The following is an 18936-nucleotide window of genomic DNA, read 5'->3' as shown; positions in this document are numbered from 1 at the left end:
ATGTCCCCCACTGGCGAGCATGCCCTGCCGACTCAGGCGGGGGCAAGACTCCGCTCGGGGCGGACCCGGGCCGCGACCCGGCGGGCGATGTACGCCGCGTCCCGGCCGACCCCCGGCAGCACCATCGAACTGAACGCGTACTGGAACGACAGCCCGCAGAAGAACAGGCCCGGCGCGTTCTCCGCCACCCCGCGGTACTCGCGCGGCCAGCCGTCCGGGCCGACGATCGGGAGCTTGATCCAGTCGAACACCTGCTGGAAGCCGGTCGCCCAGACCACGTTCGCGACGTCCAGTACCCGTCCGTCGGCCAGCATCGGCAGACCGTCCTGCGTCCCCGTGACCCTGGCAGGGATCCGCTGGACCCCGCGCTCGGTCAGATCGGCCCGCTTGACCCGGATCATCGGGCCGCCGTGGTGGCGGATGTGGTCCATCTCTTTCCTTCCCACCGGCGTCCGGCGGGTGAGCACATGCCGCCACGCGAACAGAATGAGCGGCCAGAAGAAGACCTGGCTCGGCTTGCCCGGTGTGAACGGCACCTGCCCGGGATCGCGGCCGCACAGGATCGTCCCGTGCGTCTGTGCTACCTCGTACGCGATGTCGGTGCCGGAGTGCGACCCGCCGACCACGAGAACAGCGCCGTCCTTGAGCTGCTCCGGCCGCTGGTACTCCGACGAGTGCAGCTGCCGGATCGCCGGGTCGAGGTCGACGGCGAAGTCCGGGAGGTACGGCGTACGCCCGAAGGTGCCGGTGGCGACGACGATGTTGTCCGCGGTGAGCTGCTCGCGCCCGACGGTGACGATCCACTGGTCGTCGAGCCGTTCGAGCTTGTCGACGCGCGTGTTCTGCCGGATCGGGAGGTCGAAGCGCTCGGCGTACGACGCGAGATAGTCGGCGACCTCGTCCTTGCCGGGGTAGTGCCACGGGTCGGCCGGGAACGGGAAGCCGGGCAGACCGTCGTACTTCGCCGGCGAGTAGAGCTTGAGGCTGTCCCAGTGCGACCGCCACTGGTCTCCCACTCGCGCGTTGCCGTCGAGGATCGTGAACGGCTCACCGAGCCGCTGTAGGTGGTAACCGGTGGCGAGCCCGGCCTGTCCTGCGCCGATGATGATCGTGTTCATGCCTCGACGCTAGGTTTCGCGGGGCATCCGCCGCGTCGGACGGAATGCGCAACTTCGGCCCGGCCGCGACTACGAGGTTTGTCGTACGCGAGTCAGAGCTCGATCCAGTAGCGCCGGGTCAGGCCCAGCCAGGTCTCGCCGACGTCCTGCAGGACGCCGCCGTTGCGCTCGATCGTCCGAGCCGACGCCACATTGTCGTCGTCGCAGCTGACCATCACCCGGTCCATCCCGCGGGCGCGGGCCCGGTCGAGCACCTGGCCGAGCGCCCAGGTCGCCAGACCGCGACCACGGGCCGAGGGGCGTACGCCGTACCCGATGTGCCCACCGCCCGCGGCCAGCTTCTCGTTCAGCGCGTGCCGCAAGGTGATCGCGCCCAGGTAGTTGCCGTCCTCAACGATCCACCAGTACGTCGCGGGCACCCGGTCCGGCGTGATTTCCACCGAGTCGCTCTGCTGGCGCAAGCGCTCGACCCAGTCGGCGAAGCCCTCGGCCGTGGTCAGATCGTCGGCCTCCCATAGCCCGGCGCCGTCCTGGTGCTCGTCGCCCCACTCGCGGGACGACTCCAGGAAGGAGTCACGCAGTTCGACGGTCGGCTCGATCAGTTCAGGCATGGTCAAGAGGGTATGGCCGGTCGGCCGCGCGATCCCAGCGGATATGCAACGGGCCGCCCATCCGGAGATGGGCGGCCCGTGCCAGGCGTTGCGGCGTCAGGCGCCGGCGCCCTCTTGCTTCACACCGGCGACCGCGGTCGGGTCGTCGATCCGGTACTTGCGGGCCGCCTCGGCGGCGACCTCCGGCTTGACGTCACCGCGCTTGGCGAGGATCTCCAGCGTCGCGACGACGATCGACTCGGCGTCCACCTGGAAGTGCCGACGGGCCGCGGCCCGGGTGTCGGCCAGACCGAAGCCGTCGGTGCCGAGCGAGGTGTAGTCGTTCGGGACCCAGCGGGAGATCTGGTCCTGCACCGCGCGCATGAAGTCGCTGACGGCAACGACCGGGCCCTTGGTGTCCTTCAACTGCTCGGTCACGAACGGCACCTGCTCCGGCTCGTCCGGGTGCAACAGGTTGTGGTGCTCCGCGGCCACCGCGTCGCGGCGCAGCTCGTTCCACGAGGTGACGGACCAGATGTCCGCGGCAACGGAGTACTCCTCGGCGAGGATCTGCTGGGCCTTGCGCACCCACGGCAGCGCGACACCGGACCCGAGCAGCTGCACCCGCGGTACGTCGTCACCCTCGGCGGTCTGGTACTCGTCGAAGCGGTACATGCCCTTGAGCAGGCCGTTGACGTCGAGGTTCTCCGGCTCGGCCGGCTGTGCGACCGGCTCGTTGTACACCGTGAGGTAGTAGAAGACGTCCTCGCCGACCGGCTTGTCGGTGTCCAGGCCGTAGCCGTACATCCGGCGCAGGCCGTCCTTCACGATGTAGGCGATCTCGTACGCGAACGCCGGGTCGTAGTGCACGACGGCCGGGTTGGTCGAGGCGAGCAGCGGCGAGTGTCCGTCCGCGTGCTGCAGTCCCTCACCGGTCAGCGTCGTCCGGCCGGCGGTCGCGCCGATCAGGAAGCCGCGGCCGAGCTGGTCGCCGAACGCCCACATGAAGTCGCCGGTCCGCTGGAACCCGAACATCGAGTAGAAGATGTAGAACGGGATCATCGGCTCGCCGTGCGTGGCGTACGCCGTACCGGCCGCGATCACCGAGCCCATCGCGCCGGCCTCGCTGATGCCCTCGTGCAGCAGCTGTCCCGCCGTGGACTCCTTCCACGACAGCAGCAGGTTGCGGTCGACGGCCTCGTAGTTCTGCCCGTGCGGCGAGTAGATCTTCGCGGTCGGGAACATCGAGTCCATCCCGAACGTGCGGTACTCGTCCGGGGCGATCGGGACGATCCGGTGGCCGATCTCCGGGTCCTTCATCAGGTCGCGGAACAGCCGGACCAGCGCCATCGTGGTCGCGATCGGCGCGTGGCTGCCCTTGGCCAGCGGCTTGTACACATCGTCGCCCGGCAGCTTCAGCGTCTTCGGCTGCACCCGGCGGGCCGGCAGCGAACCGCCGAGCTGCTTACGCCGGTCCATCATGTACTGGTACTCCGGCGAGTCCGTGCCGGGGTGGAAGTACGGCGGGTTGTACGCGTCCTCGAGGTCCTTGTCCTCGATCGGCAGGTAGAGCCGGTCGCGGAACGCCTTCAGGTCGTCCGACGTCAGCTTCTTCATCTGGTGGGTCGCGTTGCGGCCCTCCAGCGCCTCGATCGTCCAGCCCTTGATGGTCTGGGCCAGGATCACGGTCGGCTGGCCGACGTGCTCGGTCGCGCTCTTGAACGCGGCGTACACCTTGCGGTAGTCGTGACCGCCGCGGGGCAGCTTGCGCAGGTCCTCGTCGGACAGGTTGCTGACCATCTGCTGCAGCCGCTGGTCGCCGCCGAAGAAGTTGTTCCGGATGTACTCGCCGGACTCGACGGAGTACGTCTGGAACTGGCCGTCGGGCGTGGTGTTCATCTTGTTCACCAGCGCGCCGTCGTGGTCCTGGGCCAGCAGGTTGTCCCACTCGCGGCCCCAGATCACCTTGATCACGTTCCAGCCCGCGCCGCGGAAGAACGCCTCCAGCTCCTGGATGACCTTGCCGTTGCCGCGGACCGGTCCGTCCAGCTGCTGCAGGTTGCAGTTGATCACGAAGGTGAGGTTGTCGAGCTCCTCGCGCGCGGCCAGGCCGATCGCGCCGAGCGACTCCGGCTCACCCATCTCGCCGTCACCGAGGAACGCCCAGACGTGCTGCTGGCTGGTGTCCTTGATACCGCGGTTGTGCAGGTACCGGTTGAAGCGCGCCTGGTAGATCGAGTTCAGCGCGGCCAGTCCCATCGAGACGGTCGGGAACTCCCAGAAGTCCGGCATCAGCCGCGGGTGCGGGTACGACGACAGGCCCTGGTGCGGGCCGCGCGACACCTCCTGGCGGAAGCCGTCCAGGTCGTTCTCGGAGAACCGGCCCTCGAGGAAGGCGCGCGCATACATACCCGGGGAGGCGTGACCCTGGATGAAGATCTGGTCGCCACCGCCCGGGTGGTCCTTGCCGCGGAAGAAGTGGTTGAAGCCGACCTCGTACAGGCTGGCCGCGGACTGATAGGTGGCGATGTGGCCGCCGACCTCCAGGCCCTTGCGGTTGGCCTTGCTCACCATTACCGCGGCGTTCCACCGGATGAAGGCCCGGATCCGGCGCTCGATGTGCTCGTCGCCGGGGAACCATGGCTCCCGCTCGGGCGGGATCGAGTTGATGTAGTCGGTGCTCCGCAGTGCGGGCACGCCGACCTGTCGCTCCCGGGCTCGCTCGATCAGTTTGAGCATCAGGTAGCGCGCTCGCGCCTTGCCCCGTTCGTCCAGGACCGCGTCGAGCGATTCGACCCATTCACGCGTCTCGTCGGGGTCGATGTCGGGGAGCTGGGTGGGCATCCCCTCGGTGATGATGGCTGGTGGTTCGTGTCCGGAAGCCACGGTGTCCTGCCGTTCTCTCTGGTTTCTCTTCACCGCAATCCTGTCACCTGTTCGGAATGCGTTCTACTTCGCCTTCCTTTCCGGCCCGATTCCGGCTGGCCGGGGCCGATCCCAGCGGACACGCCCGGTACCCGCCACGCGGATACCGGACACGTCACGGATCCCTGGTGCATACTTGCGCGACGCGGTACGTCACGATGGACTATCGCCAGCAGGATGGTACTGACACCCACCCCCGGGCATGCGGGGACCACGGAGGAGGACACGTGAGCGCGACCGCGGACCACGCGGACGGCAAGAGCGGAGTGCCGAACATGGCCTCCCGGCTCGGCCTGGAGGCCGGCTGGGTCGTCCAGGAGATCGGGTACGACGAGGATTGCGACGACGATTTCCGCGATGCGATCAGGGAGATCACCGGCGAGGCCTTCGTCGACGAGGACACCGACGAGGTCGTCGACGTGGTCCTGCTCTGGTTCCGCGAGGACGACGGTGACCTGGTCGACGCATTCTTCGACATCCTGACCGACCTGAAGGCCGGCGGGGTCGTCTGGCTGCTCACGCCGAAGGTCGGTCGCGACGGATACGTCGAGACCAGCGACATCACCGAGGCCGCCCCGGTGGCGGGCCTGGCCACGACCAGCACGCTGAGCGTGACTGACGACTGGTCCGCGACCAAACTGGTGGTTCCGAAGTCCGGCCGCCGCGGGTGACGATCCCGGCTGCAGGCAGCCGGGCCCCCGACTTCAGCACTCGGAACCAGTACGGCGAACAGGTCCGGCTGAGTGACTTCGCCGGCCGCCGGGACGTCGTACTGGTCTTCTATCCGTATGCCTTCAGCCAGGTCTGCACCAGCGAACTGGCCGCCCTCCGCGACCGCCCGGACGTGCTCGCGGCCGCCGAGTTCCTGGCGATCTCGTGCGACCCGATGTTCACCCTCCGCGCGTACTCCGATGCACAGGGTCTGGACTTCAGCCTGCTCACCGACTTCTGGCCGCACGGCGAGATCGCGTCGTCGTACGGCGTCTTCGACGCGGACCGCGGTTGTGCGTTGCGAGGCACCTTCGTCGTGGACCGCACGGGAGTGGTCCGGTGGTCCGTCGTCAACCCGATCCCGGAGGCCCGCAACCCCGACGAGTACGCAGCGGCATTAGCAGCCCTGAACCTCAGGTAGACTCCTCCGGTCGTTTGATCCGGGCGGATAGCTCAGCGGTAGAGCGCTTCCCTTACAAGGAAGATGTCGGGGGTTCGATCCCCTCTTCGCCCACCTCATCCGGTTCAGAAGACCGCCTTCACCAGGCGGTCGAGTGCCGGCGGGAAGACCTGCAGCAGGTCCACCTCGGCGTCTCCCATCGTGATCAGTGCGGTCAGCGTCCTGGTGCCGTCTGCGCTGCTGAACATCAGGGCGCCGTACCCGCCCGGTGCGCTGCCGTTGTGGTGGTAGATGGTCTCTGAACCGGTGTCCTGCGCGAACAGGCCGAGGCCGTAGTTGAGCGGTCCGCTCTTCGGCTCCGGCGCCCGCATCTCGGCCAGTAGGTCGGCGGGCAGGAGCTTCCCTCTCTGCAGCGCAGACATGAACACCTGCAGGTCCTGGGTGGTCGAGAGCATGCTCCCAGCGGCGAACAGGAGCGAGGGGTTCTGCTCCGTGACGTCGACCAGCTTCCAGTCGTCACCGTCCTGGTAGCGGAAGTACCCGTGCGAGTGGGCTCCAGGAATGTCCGTCCGGTCACCCGGCTCCAGCGTGCCGCTCAGCTCGAGCGGCTTGAGGATCCGCGACTCCAGCTCCGCGGCGAACGGGCGGCCGGTGACGGCCTCGATCAGCAGCGCGGCGACCGTGTAGTTGGTGTTGGCGTAGCTCTCCACTCGGTGCCCGGCTCGAACCGTGCCGGCTTGGCCAGCGCGAACTCGACCAGCTCGTCCGGCGTGTAGCCCTGCAGCCGGTGTTCGACCCAGTCCTTGCCGGTCGCCGGGAGGCCCGGTACGACAGTGCCGTCGGGGAAGTACTCGCCCGTGTAGTTGAACAGCCCGCTGGTGTGGTTGAGCAGCATCCGCACGGTGATCCGCGGGTCCAGCTCGAACCTGGTGAGCTGCGGCGCGACCGGGCCGTCCAACTCGAGCCTGCCCTCGGCCACCAGTTGCAGCACGACGGTAGAGACGAAGGTCTTGGTGACGCTGCCGACCCGGCCCTGTCCGTCCAGCGGCGGCTTCTCCGCGCTGCCGAGCTCACGGATTCCGGCGGTACCGACCCACTCTCCGTGCTCATCGTGCACGCGCAGTTCGAGTCCGCCGAAGCCGGCGTCGACGAACTCCTGGGCCGCCTTCTGCAGCTCCGGGCGGTCCTGGTGGTCGGTGGGGGTTTGCGTCCACATATCCGTGCTCCTCGGTCTGTTCGTTGCTGTCGAGAACCACGATGCCGATGCGTCCTGACACCGGACCGTCATCGCGCTGACACGTGGTCTAGGCGTCCAGCAAGGGCAGCGGTGCGAAGGAGTGGTCGGCCCAGAGGCGCCGCGACAGCTCCTCGGGGTACGGCGTGATGGTCAGCTCGGTAGTGAATTGGGCGACCTGCCGGTGTGTGGCGTCGTACTGCGGCCAACCGGGATCGCCGGCGTGGGCGAAGGCGGTCCACGCCGTCCGGAACAGCTGCGAGACCTGCTCCGCCGCAGGGAGTTGCTCTTGGTCGAGGAGGAAGCCGAGCAGGTGTGTGGTGCCGAAGACGAGAGGTACGTCGAGGCCGTGGCAGGCGCCGAGGCCGGTGTCGGGCCAGGCGAGCTCGTAGGCGTACGTACGTCCTCCGCCGGCGATGTGTGCCTCGGCCAGGCGGTGGCTCGGCATGCGGAAGAGCCAGTCGGAGTGGATCAGTTCGTAGAGGCGTTCTGCGGTCGCGTCCGGGTAGGCCTCGCGGTAGCCGTCTGGCGCGAGTATCCGCAGCGCGGTCGCGGCGTCCGCGTCGGTCAGGTTGCCGAGGCGACCGTCGGCGGCGAGCATCAGCCGGTACTCGTCTCGCGTGTGCCCGGCGATCAGCTCGACCTCGCGGGCGGCTCCGTCAGCCAACGCCTCGAACGGCGTACGCGGGAGGACGTCACCGTCGACGACCGGCGCGAACGGGATGCCCAGGTACGCCGGCGCGCCCCACCGGCTGATCTCCGGCTGCATCGCCGTGGCCAACATGTCCGAGGCGGCGACGAGGTCGGCCGTCGGGACGCGGCGCAGATCGTCGACCGTCGGCGCGACGTCCAGCAGGGCAGCGATCTCGGTCATGATGTCGGCGGCCAGCGGCGGTGCGAAGAACGTCCCGGGCGCACTCTGCGTGATCGCCCGGCGAAACAGACCGGCAGCTCGGGGCATGGCGAGGAGCGCGGCAACCGAGCCTGCCCCGGCCGACTCTCCGAACACCGTGACCCGATCCGGGTCGCCACCGAACACAGCGATGTTCGCGCGCACCCACTCCAGCGCGGCGACCTGATCGAGCAGGCCGCGGTTCGCCGGCGCGCCTTCCAGTTGCCCGAACCCGTCGACCCCGAGCCGGTGGTTGAACGTCACCACGACGACATCACCTTGGCAGGCCAGGCGTGTCCCGTCGTACGACGGATCGCCGGACTGCCCGATCGCGTACGCACCGCCGTAGACCCACACCATCACCGGAAGCTCCGAGGTGAGATCCGGCGACCAGACGTTGACCGTCAGCCAGTCGTCGCCGGTCGCCGGGTTCGACGGCGGTCCGAAGACGAGCGATTGGGGCGGCGGCGGTCCGAACGAGAACGCGTCGCGCACGCCGTCCCACGGCTCGGCCGGTTGCGGCGCCGCGAACCGCAGTACGCCGACCGGCGGCCGGGCGAACGGGATGCCGCGGAACACCGACAATCCGTTCTTGCTGTGTCCCCGAACGAGTCCGGTAGTCGTGCGGACCTCTGGGCCCGTCTCACTCATTGGCCCATGTTCTCGCCGTCTGCACGACCTGTCGCCAGGTTTGGCACCGTGGGCCGTATCGGAACGCGTTGACACTCGTTGTGATCGGTGTCGTGAGTCGCACAATTCTTAACCATCGGCTGGTGAGAACGGGCTCCTCCAGGGCGGGTCGCGGCTGGTAGGGTTCACGGCTGTCGGTCGGCGCGATGACATACCGGGTGCGCCCGGTCACGGCATCGTTCCGGCAGGCGGAAATACGGGGCTGCTTTCGGTTGAAGTGAGGCGGGTCTGCCCTGAACCCGCTCCGTCCAGTTCGGGAGGCGCGTGTCCGTGGGTCGCCAACTGGTCGGCGTCTCTATGCTCGTAGCCGGCGTGTGCACGCGTCCCGTCGTACCCGCACCTGAGCCCCCGATGCAGCCCGTCGTCCAGCTGGTGGTGGCCTCGGCGTGAGAAGTGGTGCAGACCGGCCGGCGATCTCCACCGGGCCGGCATTGATGATTCCCGCCGGGTACCCGCGCGACCTGCCGAGCGCGCTCCTGCGCGCCGCGCGTGACTTCAGTGCCGCCGGCGTGGTCGAGATCGGGCCGGATGGCCGCGAGACCAAGCTGGACTTCCCGACCCTGCTCGAGCTTGCTGCCCGGATACTGGCCGGCTTGCGCGCGAACGGTGTACGCGCCGGTGATCCCGCGGTCGTGCACTGCACCGAGCCGGTCGGATTCTTCGCCGCGTTCTGGGCCTGCACGCTCGGCGGCATCCGTCCGCTGCTCGTCGCGCCGAACCCCGGCGGCGACCGGACCGAGGAAGGCCGCGAGCGACTCCGCAAGATCACCGACCTGCTCGGCTGGACGGTCCTGATCGGCCGCCCGTCCGACCTGCCGAACGACCTCGGCCTCCCGGTCCTCGACCCCGACGCGATGGCCGGCCACGAGCCGACCTCGGACTTCCACCGGCCCGCCGCGGACGACGTCGCCGTACTGATGCTGTCGTCGGGATCGACCGGTGCGCCGAAGATCGTGCAGCTGACGCACCGCGGTCTGGTCGAGTTCGCCGCTGGTACGCCGGCGATGCTGCCGGTCCGACCGGGACAGACGACGCTGAACTGGTTGCCGCTTGATCGCAGCGGCGCGTTCTTGCTGTACCACCTGCTGCCCGTGTTCACAGGGTGCACGAACATCCATGTGAACACGGACTGGGTGCTGGCCAACCCACTGCGCTGGCTCGACCTGATGGATCAGCACCGCGTCAACCACTCGTGGTCGCCGAACTTCGGGTATCGGCTCGCGACGGCTGCTGTCGCGGGAGAGCCGGACCGGCATTGGGACCTGTCCGCGCTACGCAGTCTGGTCAGCGGCGGCGAGCAGATCACTGTGCCGGTGATGTCTGAGTTCCTGCGCGTGACGAATCGGTTCGGCGTCGTACCGGAGACGTTCGTCGCGGCGTGGGGGATGACCGAGACGGTCACCGGGATCACCTTTGCGCGGCCGGGTCTGACGCCGAATGTGCATCGCGTACGCATCCCACCGACCGGCGTGGTCGATTGGGTGGACCAGCGGCCGTCGTCCGGGAAGGTCGCCGTCGCGCGGCCCGGCAAGCCTCGGACCGAAGCACCTGGCGTTCTGTCGCTGGTGTCGGTCGGGGCACCGGCACCTGGTACGACGGTGCGCATCGTGGCACCGAACGGCGCCGTACTGCCGGAGGGGCGGATCGGTCAGCTGCAGGTCGCGTCGGCTCGGGTGACGCCCGGGTACCTCGGGAACCTCGAAGCCGATCGCACCGCGTTCCCGGTGGGGAACTGGCCGGCCCGCAAGTGGCTCGCAACCGGCGACCAGGGCTTCATCACCGGCGGCCAGGTCGTCATCACCGGCCGCGACAGCGAACGCATCATCATGTCTGGCAAGCTCCACTACGCCCACGACATCGAGTCCGTCGCGACAACTGTGGTCGGTGCCGAGCACGGTCTGGTGGCCGCCTGCGGCGTCGCCGACGAAGAGTCCGGGACCGACCGTCTGGTCGTGTTCTACGCGCTCACCCCTGACTCGGTCCCCGGCATGGACCAGGCCATCCGAAGCCTGATCCAGACCCGCCTCGGCCTCCCCGCGCAGGTCGTCGGCGTACCCCGCCGCGACTTCCCCACCACCCCCGGCGGCAAGATCCTCCGGCCCCTGCTGAAGCAGCGCTGGATCGACGGCACCCTCCTCCAACCCCCCGCCGCCCCCCACGTAGAACCAGCCGGCGCCACCCCCAACTCCGGCCCCACCGGCCAAGGCCCCTCGGCAACCCCCGAGACGACTCCGTACGCCGACGAGGACCCCTCAGAACGCACCACCGAACTCCCAGTAGTCCGCCTGGCCTGGAAACGCGAACTCCAAAACTCCATCCCCACACCCCCCCAACGCCCCACCCTCGGCACGCCACCCCAGACCCAGCCGACGTCCGAGCAGCCGACGTCTGAGCAGCCGACCTCCGCTGAGGCCGCCTCCGCGCAGCCCCTGCAGGAGCAGCCGGCATCTGCCCCCGTGGTGCCAGGTGCTGTGGCGTCCGAGCTCGCCCCCGAGCCCGCGCAGCAGCCCCCATCCGAGGAGGCGCTACCCGCTCCCGAGGCATCCGGCGCCGAGGTGTCGGAGTCCGAGGTGTCGGAGTCCGCTGCGTCCGAGTCCGCTGCGTCCGAGCTCACTTCGCCCTCGGCCCTCGAGCCCACGGCGTCCGAGCCAACGGACGCGCCGACTCCGGTGTACGCCGATGCGCCCGCAGACACCGCGCCCTCGCCCGACGCCACGTCCCCGGCAACCAGCGAACTCTCGCCGACGGCACGCTCCACACACCAGACCACGCAAGAACCTGACGCCGAGCTGCCCGCGTCCGACCTCACCACAGACCCCGCAGCTGAGCCCGAGCCACCGGCCGAGCCCACCACGCCAGCAGCACCCGCCTCTGCGTCCGAGCGCGACCTCACTCCTGAGCCGACCGCGGCAGAGTCGCCAGCGGCCCCGACGCCCGCAGCCGAGCCGCCCGCGTCCGAGGCCACCGCAGTGCCAGCGGCCGAGCCCGAGCTGACGTCCGAGTCCGCCGAGTCTGTCACGCGTACAGATCCCGCGCCTGACGACACCGCAGTACCTGCATCCGAACCTGAGGCTGTCGAGCCGGACTCGCCCGCAGCGCCCACGTCTGAGGACGAGTCTGAAGCTGGGGCGACCCAAGAACCAGCGGCGGAGCAGGCAGACGCCGTACCTGCCACTGCAGCCGAGGCAGACAACGAACATCTCGTCGACGAACCGCAGGACGCCGCGCAGGACCACTCAGATGTTCAGGCGGACGGTCTTGAGGACGACGCAGAGCACGAACGCTCTTCGCGCGACGAGACGACCGACGACGAGCCAAATGATGCGCAGCCGACACCGGTAGCTGCGGACGCAGACGGCGAGGAGCAGTCCACCACCGACGCCGCGGCCGACGAGCAAGCCGCGGACGCAGAGCTCGAGGCAACTGACTCCACCGAGTCCGAGGCAGCCGAGAGCGCCGAGCCTGAGGCAACCGCATCAACGGACTCCGACAAGCCCGACACCAGCGAAGCCGAAGATCCCGGCGCCGCCGAGCCCGACGTACCCGAGGCTGGCGAAGCCGAAGAGGCCGGCGCCGCCGAGCCCGACGTACCTGAGGCTGGCGAAGCCGACGAGGCTGAAGCCGCGATTGCCGAAGCCGCGGCGGGTGAGGCCGTGGCGGCTGAGACGACTGCGGCGGGTGACGACGCGGCCGTAGGCGGCGTCGTTGAGGATGAGCAGGAGACGGGTGCTGTTGAGGCTGCGGACTCGCAGGAGGCCGAGGCTGACGCTGAGGCAGTCGGGGCTGCGGCTGGCTCGGGTGAGGCTGCAGCGGCTTCGGACGCGGAGACTTCTGAGCAACCGGCAGGGGCGGTCGGGTCGGATCGCACGGAGGCTGCAGGTGTTGAGGAGGAGTCGGCCGCTGATGAGGCTGAGGACTCCGAGCAAACCGGCGCTGACGATGCCGAGGTAGCTGAGGCCGCGGGTCAGGGAATTGCCGCGGCAGGCGACGAGTCGTCTGAGGGCGCGGCCGAGGAAGACGGATCGCAGGACGTCGAGGGCGCGGAGACCGCCGCGCTTGATGCCGATGCCGATGCAGGTGAGGTCGGTGAGCGCGAAGCGGGTTCAGAGGTTGAGGCCGCCGCAGCCGGTGCGGAGGCGGCCGGAGAGCTCTCGCAGGATGCGGATGCTGAGCAGGGCGAGCTTGTTGCGGAGAGCCAGCCAATTGCCGAGCAGCCGGCTATCGAGGACGAGCAGTCGGCGGCGGAGGCTGGTACGACTGCTGTAGCTGCAAGTGCAGCACCCGCGACCGCAGCGTCCGCATCCGCAGGACCCGCCACCGGCGTACCGGCGTCCGAGATACCGGCGTCCGACGTACCGGCGTCCGGCGTGCCGGTGACCGAGGTACCTGCAACCGGCGTACCCGCGACTGCCGTACCCGCGGCCGCCGCGCCTGCGTCCGGCGTACTCGCGCCTGCCGCGACCGCCGCACCTCCCACTGCCTCGGCGCGGGTTGGTGTGGTTGAGCCGGTCGCCATTGTCGGGCTCGCCGGGCGGTTTCCTGGGGCTGAGGGGGTCGCGGAGTTTTGGGAGAACTTGGTTGGGGGTGTGGAGAGCGTTCGGCGGTTCTCTCCTGAGGAGGTGGGGCAGGGGGACGGGGCGGTTGCCGTCAGTGGCGTGTTGGAGCATGTCGAGTCGTTCGATGCGAAGTTCTTCGGGTTGAGTGATCGCGAGGCGGAGCTGATGGATCCGGCTCAGCGGTTGTTCCTCGAGGTTTGTCATCAGGCGTTGGAGCATGGTGGGTACGCCGGTACGTCCGGCCGTGTCGGCGTCTTCGCGGGCTCGGGCATGAACCTCTACAACCGCCAGCATCAGTCGCGCGACTCCCTCGCTACCCGGGTGGCATACCGCCTCGGTCTCACCGGCCCCGCGATCGGTGTGCAGTCGGCGTGGTCGTCGTCGCTGGTCGCCGTACACCTGGCCTGTCAGGCGTTGCGTTCGGGCGACGCGGATCTCGCGCTCGCCGGCGCCGCCGCCGTACAGGTGCCTCAGGCAACGAGTTATCACCCGACGCCGGAGTCGATCCTGTCGCCGAGCGGTCATGTGCGCGCGTTCGCCGCGGATGCCGACGGCACGGTCGGCGGCAACGGCGTCGCCGCGGTGCTGCTGAAGCGTCTCGACCAGGCCCTCGCCGACGGCGACACGGTGTACGCCGTGATCCGCGGTACTGCGGTCAGCAACGCCGACGCCCCGTCCGGGAACCAGGTCGAGCTGATCGAGCGCGCGCTCGAGCGGGCCGGGTTCGACGCCGACTCGCTCAGCTACATCGAGGCCAACGGGATCGGCAGCCCGACCGCCGACGCGGCCGAGATCCGCTCGCTGACGACCGCGCTCCGAAGGCACACCGACAAGGTCGGGTTCTGCACGATCGGCTCGGTGAAGCCGAACATCGGCCACCTCGACAGCGCCGCGGGTATGGCCGGCCTGATCAAGACGATCCTGATGCTGCAGCACCGGATGCTGGTCCCGACGATCAACTACACCGCGCCGAACCCGGCCCTCGCCCTCGACGGCAGCCCGTTCGTGATCGGCACCGAGGCGCGCGAATGGACGGCCGACGGTGCGACGCTGCGCGCGGGCGTCAGCGCGATCGATGCCGGCGGCACCAATGCGCACGTGATTCTCGAGGAGGCGCCCCGGCAGATCCGCCGCGGCGACGACGGCCCCGTCGTACTCCCGCTGTCCGCGCCCGACCCGGATGCGCTGGCCGACCTCGTCGAGCTGTACCGCACGGACCTCGACCACGGCACCGGCCACCGCCTCATCGACCTCGCCGGTACGGCGGCCCTCGGCCGGCCCGCGCACCGGCACCGGATCGCAGTCGCGGGTGGCACGGAGGCCGAGCTGGTCGAGGCGCTCGGGTCCGCGCAGGCAACCGAGGTACCGCGTGGCGGACCTGGCCCGCTGGGCTACGCGTTCACCGGACAAGGCGCCGCGCGTCGGGGTATGGCAGCCGGGCTCGCCGCGCGCTTCCAGGTGTTCCGCTCGGTGCTCGACGAGTGCGACCGCGTGTACCACGAGGAGACCGGCGGCAGCCTGCTTGAGCTGCTCCTGACTCCAGCGGCCGGTACTGCGGAAGGCGTGTGGCCGACCGAGACTGCGCAGCCGGCGCTGTTCGCGTTCGAGCTCGCCCTCGCGCGGCTCTGGCAGTCGTTCGGTGTGCAGCCCGCGCTTGTCGTCGGACACAGCGTGGGGGAGTACGCCGCGCTGTGCGTCGCGGGCGCGCTGTCGCTGCAGGACGGCGTACGACTGACCGCGAAGCGTGGCGAGCTGATGCAGCGCGGAACGGTGCCCGGGGCAATGGTCTCGGTCCGCGCGGACGCCGATCGGGTTCGCGAGATCGCCCGCACCGCAGGCGTGGAGGTTGCTGCAGGCAACGGTCCGCAATCCTTCGTGCTGACCGGGTCCGAGGTGATCGTCGGGCAACTCGCGGAGCAGTTGGATCGGCTCGAAGTCGCCTGGCAGCGACTGGATGTTGACCGGGCGTTCCACAGTTCGTTGGTCGACCCAATACTGGCCGACTTCGCCGAGATCGTCGGCGAGATCACGCTGAAGCCGTTGCGGACGCCGATGGTGTCGAGCTGGTCGGGCGATCTGCTCGAGTCCGGGACCGTGCTCGACGGCGACTACCTGGTCGGGCAGCTGCGCCAGCCGGTGTTGTTCGGGGATGCGGTCGAGGCGGTCACGGCCGCTGGTTGCCGGCGATTCCTGGAGCTCGGCCCGGACGCCGTACTGAGCCCGGCCGGTCGCCGGATCGCGCCGAACAGCACCTGGATCCCGGCGCAGCGCCTCGGCCAGGACCCGGTGCTCGCGACGATGAACGGGCTGGCCGAGCTGTACGAGCAGGGCACCGAGATCGCCTGGGCGAAGGTCTACCCCGGCGGCGGGCGCGTGCCGTTGCCGACGTACCCGTTCCGTCGCGTGTACCACCCGGTCGACCCGTCGGTGACGGTGCTGGTCGGCCCAGGTACGGCGGTTGCCGGGGACAACAATGCGGTCGCGGCGCGGGTGCAGCCGAACCCGTTCGAGCGGGCCGCGCGGGCGCAGGCGCCGGTGTTCGAGCCGCCGTCGAACGCGGCGGTGAAGCGGATCCCGCTGGACCCGCCGACGCAGCCTGCGGAGCCCGAGCCGATGGTCGTCGAGGAGAGCGAGCGCTCGCCGTTCGCGCTGCCGGCCGAGACGCACGCGATCGACGCGGACTACCTGACGCAGGCCGGAGCGCTGTCGGGGAGCGAGGCCGAGCGGTATCGCGAGTCGTTGAACGTCGTGCTCGATTCGACGTGCGAGCAGCTGAACCTCGATCCGTACGACCTGACGGTGGACCACACGTTCGCCGAGCTCGGTGCGACACCGGCGTCCATGGCGCCGGTGATCGACGAGATCAACAGCCGTTTCGACGCTGAGCTGGTGCCGGACGATCTGTTCCTCACGTACACAACGCCGCACAAGCTCGCGACTGCAGTAGCGGTCCAAACCGCCGAACCGGAAGCCGAGCCGGAGCCTGAAGCTGAGACCGAGCCCACGGTTGATGCGGAGGCCGAGGGTGCTGAGACGCCGGCCGCGGGTGCTGAGGTTGATGAGGAGCCGGTAGCAGAGCAGGTACGGGATCCGCGGGCCGCGTTGGCAGTCCTCGGGTCGGGCCTGGCCGAGCTTGCAGCGAAGGTGGACGAGGCCGCGGCCGCGACCAGCGAGGCTGAGCTGCCGGGTAGCGGGATGGCAGCGCTCATGTCGCAGCAGCTCCGCGTCGCAGGCCAGCTGGTCGACGGCGTCACCCAACTCATGCGTGAGCAACTTGCCCTTCTCGGCGACCAACCAGACGAAGCCGACGAGACAGAGCAGGCCGCACAAACAGAGCAGTCGGAGCAGGACGCGGCGGCAACCGATCAGCAGGACGACTCCTGGGTCGACGACGACCTAGAGGCCGCAGCGCAACGGCAAGCAACCGATGACGAGCGCCGCGCCGACCTCTCGTACTGGAACCGCGTGCTCGCCGGCGCCGAACCGTTGGTCCTCCCCGCGGATCACATCCGGGCAACCGGCGACGACACCGTTGCCTCGGTCAAGCAAGAGCTGGAGGAAGAGCTCGGCGACGCCGTGTTCGCCTTCAGCCGCGAGCGCAAGCTCAGCCCCGTGATGACGATGCTGGCCGCGGTCGCCACCGTCCTCGGCCGGTTCGCCGCGCAGGAGGACGTGACGATCGGCTCGGCGCTCACTCGCCCCAAGGGCGACACCTCGACCGCGCCCCGCCGCGCGCTCCCGTTGCGCATCGACCTCTCCGGTGAGCCCGACCTGGGCGAGCTTGCGCAGCGCATCCGCGACATTACCGCCGGCGCGTTCGACCACGCCGGCACCGACCTCGCCGTACTGGAGCGCGACCCGCTCTTCCAGATCGTCGTCGACTTCGAGGACGGCGACGACGAGCTGCCCGCGACCGTCGACCTCCGGTTCCGCCTGACCCACCACGGCGCCGGCATCACGTGTACGGCGGACTACCGGCCCGGATTGTTCGAGCAGGCAACGATCGAGCGACTGCTCGACTACCTCGCCGAAGTGTTGCGCAGGGCAACGAACCGGCCCGACCTCCGGATCCCGCAGCTGGTCATCCCGATCGAGGCAGACCTCAAGGCGCTCCGCGAACTCGAGGCCGACGTCGACCCGAGCGGTCCGATCGGCCGGGTACGCCGTGACGCGGTCGTCGCCGGCGAACTCAGCGGACTGCACACACTCTTCGAGCAGCAGGTCGCCCGTACGCCGGACGCGATCGCCCTGGTGCAAGGCGATCGCGAGCTCACGTACGCCGAACTCGACCGTCGCTCGAACGCGGTCGCGTGGCAGCTGGCCGACCTCGGCGTGAAACCCGGCCAGCTGGTCGCCGTACGCGTTGCCCGAGGCACCGAAATGGTCGTCGCGGTCCTCGCCGTACTCAAGTCCGGCGCCGCGTATCTGCCGCTGGACCCCGGCGTACCCGAGTCCCGCTGGGCGTTCATGGTGCAGGACGCCGCGGCCGTCGCGCTGGTCGGTGACGACGCCGCGCTGGCCGACCGGCTCGGTCTCAGGCTCGTCCCGGTCGCCGCAGCGGACGGCGATCCGCGAGCACGCCAGGCCCCGCCGGTGCGCGCGGCGGCCGATGATGTTGCCTACTGCATCTACACGTCCGGCTCGACCGGGAACCCGAAGGGCGTCCTCGTCCCGCACCGCGGTCCGGTCAACCTGGTCCGGCACTACCTGCGGACCCGCCGATCGCTGCGGACGCTGCAGTGGACCTCGTTCGGCTTCGACGTACACGTGCAGGAGATGTTCACGACGCTGGCCTCCGGTGCGGCGCTCGTACTCATCGGCGAGGATGACCGGTACGACCCGGACGCGGTGGTGGCCGCGCTGCGCGATCACAACGTCGAGCGGTTGTTCATGGCGTTCAGCCCGCTGACTGCGCTGCTGGCGACCATGCGTCGCCTGCCCGAACTGCCCGCGCTGCGCGAGATCGTCGCGGGCGGCGAGGCGATGGTGCTGACGCACAAGGTCAGAGACTTCCTCTCCGCGCACCCGGACTGCCGGCTGTTCAACGAGTACGGCCCGACCGAGGCGTCGATCGTGACCACGATCCACGAGGTCGACCCGGCCGAGGACCGGCCCTCGATCGGCCGCCCGATCGAGGGTGTCGTCGTATGCCTCCTGGATGCGTTCCTGCGGCCCGTGCCGGTCGGTGCCGTCGGCGAGATCCACCTCGGCGGCGCCGCCGTTGCCCAGGGCTACATCGGGCGCCCGGAGGAGACCGAGCACGCGTTCGTGCCGGATCCGGGCCACCCGGGCGCCCGTCTGTACCGCAGCCGCGATCTCGGCCGCTGGCGCGCCGACGGCATGCTCGAGTACCTCGGACGCGCCGACGACCAGGTGAAGATCCGCGGACACCGCGTCGAGCCCGGCGAGACCGAGCACGTGCTGGCTGACCAGCCCGGCGTGGTCGACGCGGTCGTGGTGGCCCAGGCGAACCCGGGCGGCGACATCTGCCTGATCGGGTACGTCGTCCTCGAGGACAGCGATCCCACCGTCCTCGCGCGGCTGATGCTTGACCTCGGCAAGGAACTGCCGATCTACCTCGTGCCGGCGGACCTGATCCCGATCGAGGAGCTCCCGCTGGACGACAACGGCCGCCTCGACCGCACCCGGCTCCCCGAACCGGAATGGCTCAAACCCTAGTTCTGCACCGTGGGCGGGGGATCAGGTTCGGTAACAGCCCTCCCGCAGCCACCGACCGCCGTCCACGATGCAGAACCCGCGTTCGATCTCGTCCCTCCACCAGATCGATCACTCACCAAGTCGGTCGGACGCCTCCGGAGG

The 18936-nt window shown here is 69.5% G+C and carries 9 protein-coding genes and 1 tRNA gene; 4 read left to right on the top strand and 6 right to left on the bottom strand.

What is annotated here, in order from left to right; translation table 11 throughout:
- Nucleotides 1–32: 32 nt before the first annotated feature.
- The 3 genes from EV645_RS27890 to aceE form a co-directional block, all read right to left on the bottom strand.
- Nucleotides 33–1118, bottom strand: coding sequence for a flavin-containing monooxygenase (locus EV645_RS27890; RefSeq protein WP_130446971.1), 1086 nt, complete (start codon nt 1116–1118; stop codon nt 33–35).
- 92 nt (nt 1119–1210) lie between these two features.
- Nucleotides 1211–1729, bottom strand: coding sequence for a GNAT family N-acetyltransferase (locus tag EV645_RS27885; RefSeq protein ID WP_130446970.1), 519 nt, complete (start codon nt 1727–1729; stop codon nt 1211–1213).
- 96 nt (nt 1730–1825) lie between these two features.
- Nucleotides 1826–4594, bottom strand: a complete 2769-nt coding sequence (gene aceE / locus EV645_RS27880) for a pyruvate dehydrogenase (acetyl-transferring), homodimeric type (RefSeq protein ID WP_130446969.1) — start codon at nt 4592–4594, stop codon at nt 1826–1828.
- A 266-nt stretch (nt 4595–4860) separates the two neighbouring features.
- On the opposite strand from aceE, the gene EV645_RS27875 reads away from it, so the two are divergent.
- The 3 genes from EV645_RS27875 (at nt 4861) to EV645_RS27865 (ending at nt 5858) form a co-directional block, all read left to right on the top strand.
- Nucleotides 4861–5304, top strand: coding sequence for a DUF3052 domain-containing protein (locus tag EV645_RS27875; protein WP_198681888.1), 444 nt, complete (start codon nt 4861–4863; stop codon nt 5302–5304).
- Nucleotides 5301–5765 carry a peroxiredoxin gene (locus EV645_RS27870; protein ID WP_130446968.1) on the top strand — a complete coding sequence of 155 codons (465 nt, stop codon included), beginning with the start codon at nt 5301–5303 and terminating at the stop codon, nt 5763–5765. The genes EV645_RS27875 and EV645_RS27870 overlap by 4 nt, the downstream gene beginning before the upstream one ends.
- Before the next feature lie 21 nt (nt 5766–5786).
- A tRNA-Val gene (locus tag EV645_RS27865) sits at nt 5787–5858 on the top strand.
- A gap of 11 nt (nt 5859–5869) precedes the next feature.
- Here EV645_RS27865 and EV645_RS43245 read toward each other — a convergent pair.
- The 3 genes from EV645_RS43245 to EV645_RS27855 form a co-directional block, all read right to left on the bottom strand.
- Nucleotides 5870–6454 carry a serine hydrolase domain-containing protein gene (locus EV645_RS43245; RefSeq protein WP_198681887.1) on the bottom strand — a complete coding sequence of 195 codons (585 nt, stop codon included), beginning with the start codon at nt 6452–6454 and terminating at the stop codon, nt 5870–5872.
- Complete coding sequence (locus EV645_RS43240) at nt 6409–6960, bottom strand: serine hydrolase domain-containing protein (protein WP_198681886.1); 552 nt, start codon at nt 6958–6960, stop codon at nt 6409–6411. Before EV645_RS43240 ends, EV645_RS43245 begins: the two co-directional genes overlap by 46 nt.
- Before the next feature lie 88 nt (nt 6961–7048).
- Complete coding sequence (locus EV645_RS27855; protein ID WP_130446967.1) at nt 7049–8521, bottom strand: carboxylesterase/lipase family protein; 1473 nt, start codon at nt 8519–8521, stop codon at nt 7049–7051.
- A 425-nt stretch (nt 8522–8946) separates the two neighbouring features.
- Between EV645_RS27855 and EV645_RS27850 the strand changes: the two genes are divergently transcribed.
- Nucleotides 8947–18795 (top strand): non-ribosomal peptide synthetase/type I polyketide synthase, encoded by a 9849-nt coding sequence (locus tag EV645_RS27850; protein ID WP_130446966.1) that lies wholly within the window; start codon nt 8947–8949, stop codon nt 18793–18795.
- Nucleotides 18796–18936: the final 141 nt, after the last annotated feature.

Source organism: Kribbella rubisoli (assembly GCF_004217145.1).
Lineage (GTDB): Bacteria > Actinomycetota > Actinomycetes > Propionibacteriales > Kribbellaceae > Kribbella > Kribbella rubisoli.
This window is presented reverse-complemented; position numbering and strand designations above follow the sequence as displayed.

What these genes read in the sequence shown, in the direction of transcription:
- EV645_RS27890 (WP_130446971.1), bottom strand. Translation starts at nt 1,118, where the DNA reads ATGAACACGATCATCATCGGCGCAGGACAGGCCGGGCTCGCCACCGGT.
- EV645_RS27885 (WP_130446970.1), bottom strand. Translation starts at nt 1,729, where the DNA reads ATGCCTGAACTGATCGAGCCGACCGTCGAACTGCGTGACTCCTTCCTG.
- EV645_RS43240 (WP_198681886.1), bottom strand. Translation starts at nt 6,960, where the DNA reads ATGTGGACGCAAACCCCCACCGACCACCAGGACCGCCCGGAGCTGCAG.
- EV645_RS27855 (WP_130446967.1), bottom strand. Translation starts at nt 8,521, where the DNA reads ATGAGTGAGACGGGCCCAGAGGTCCGCACGACTACCGGACTCGTTCGG.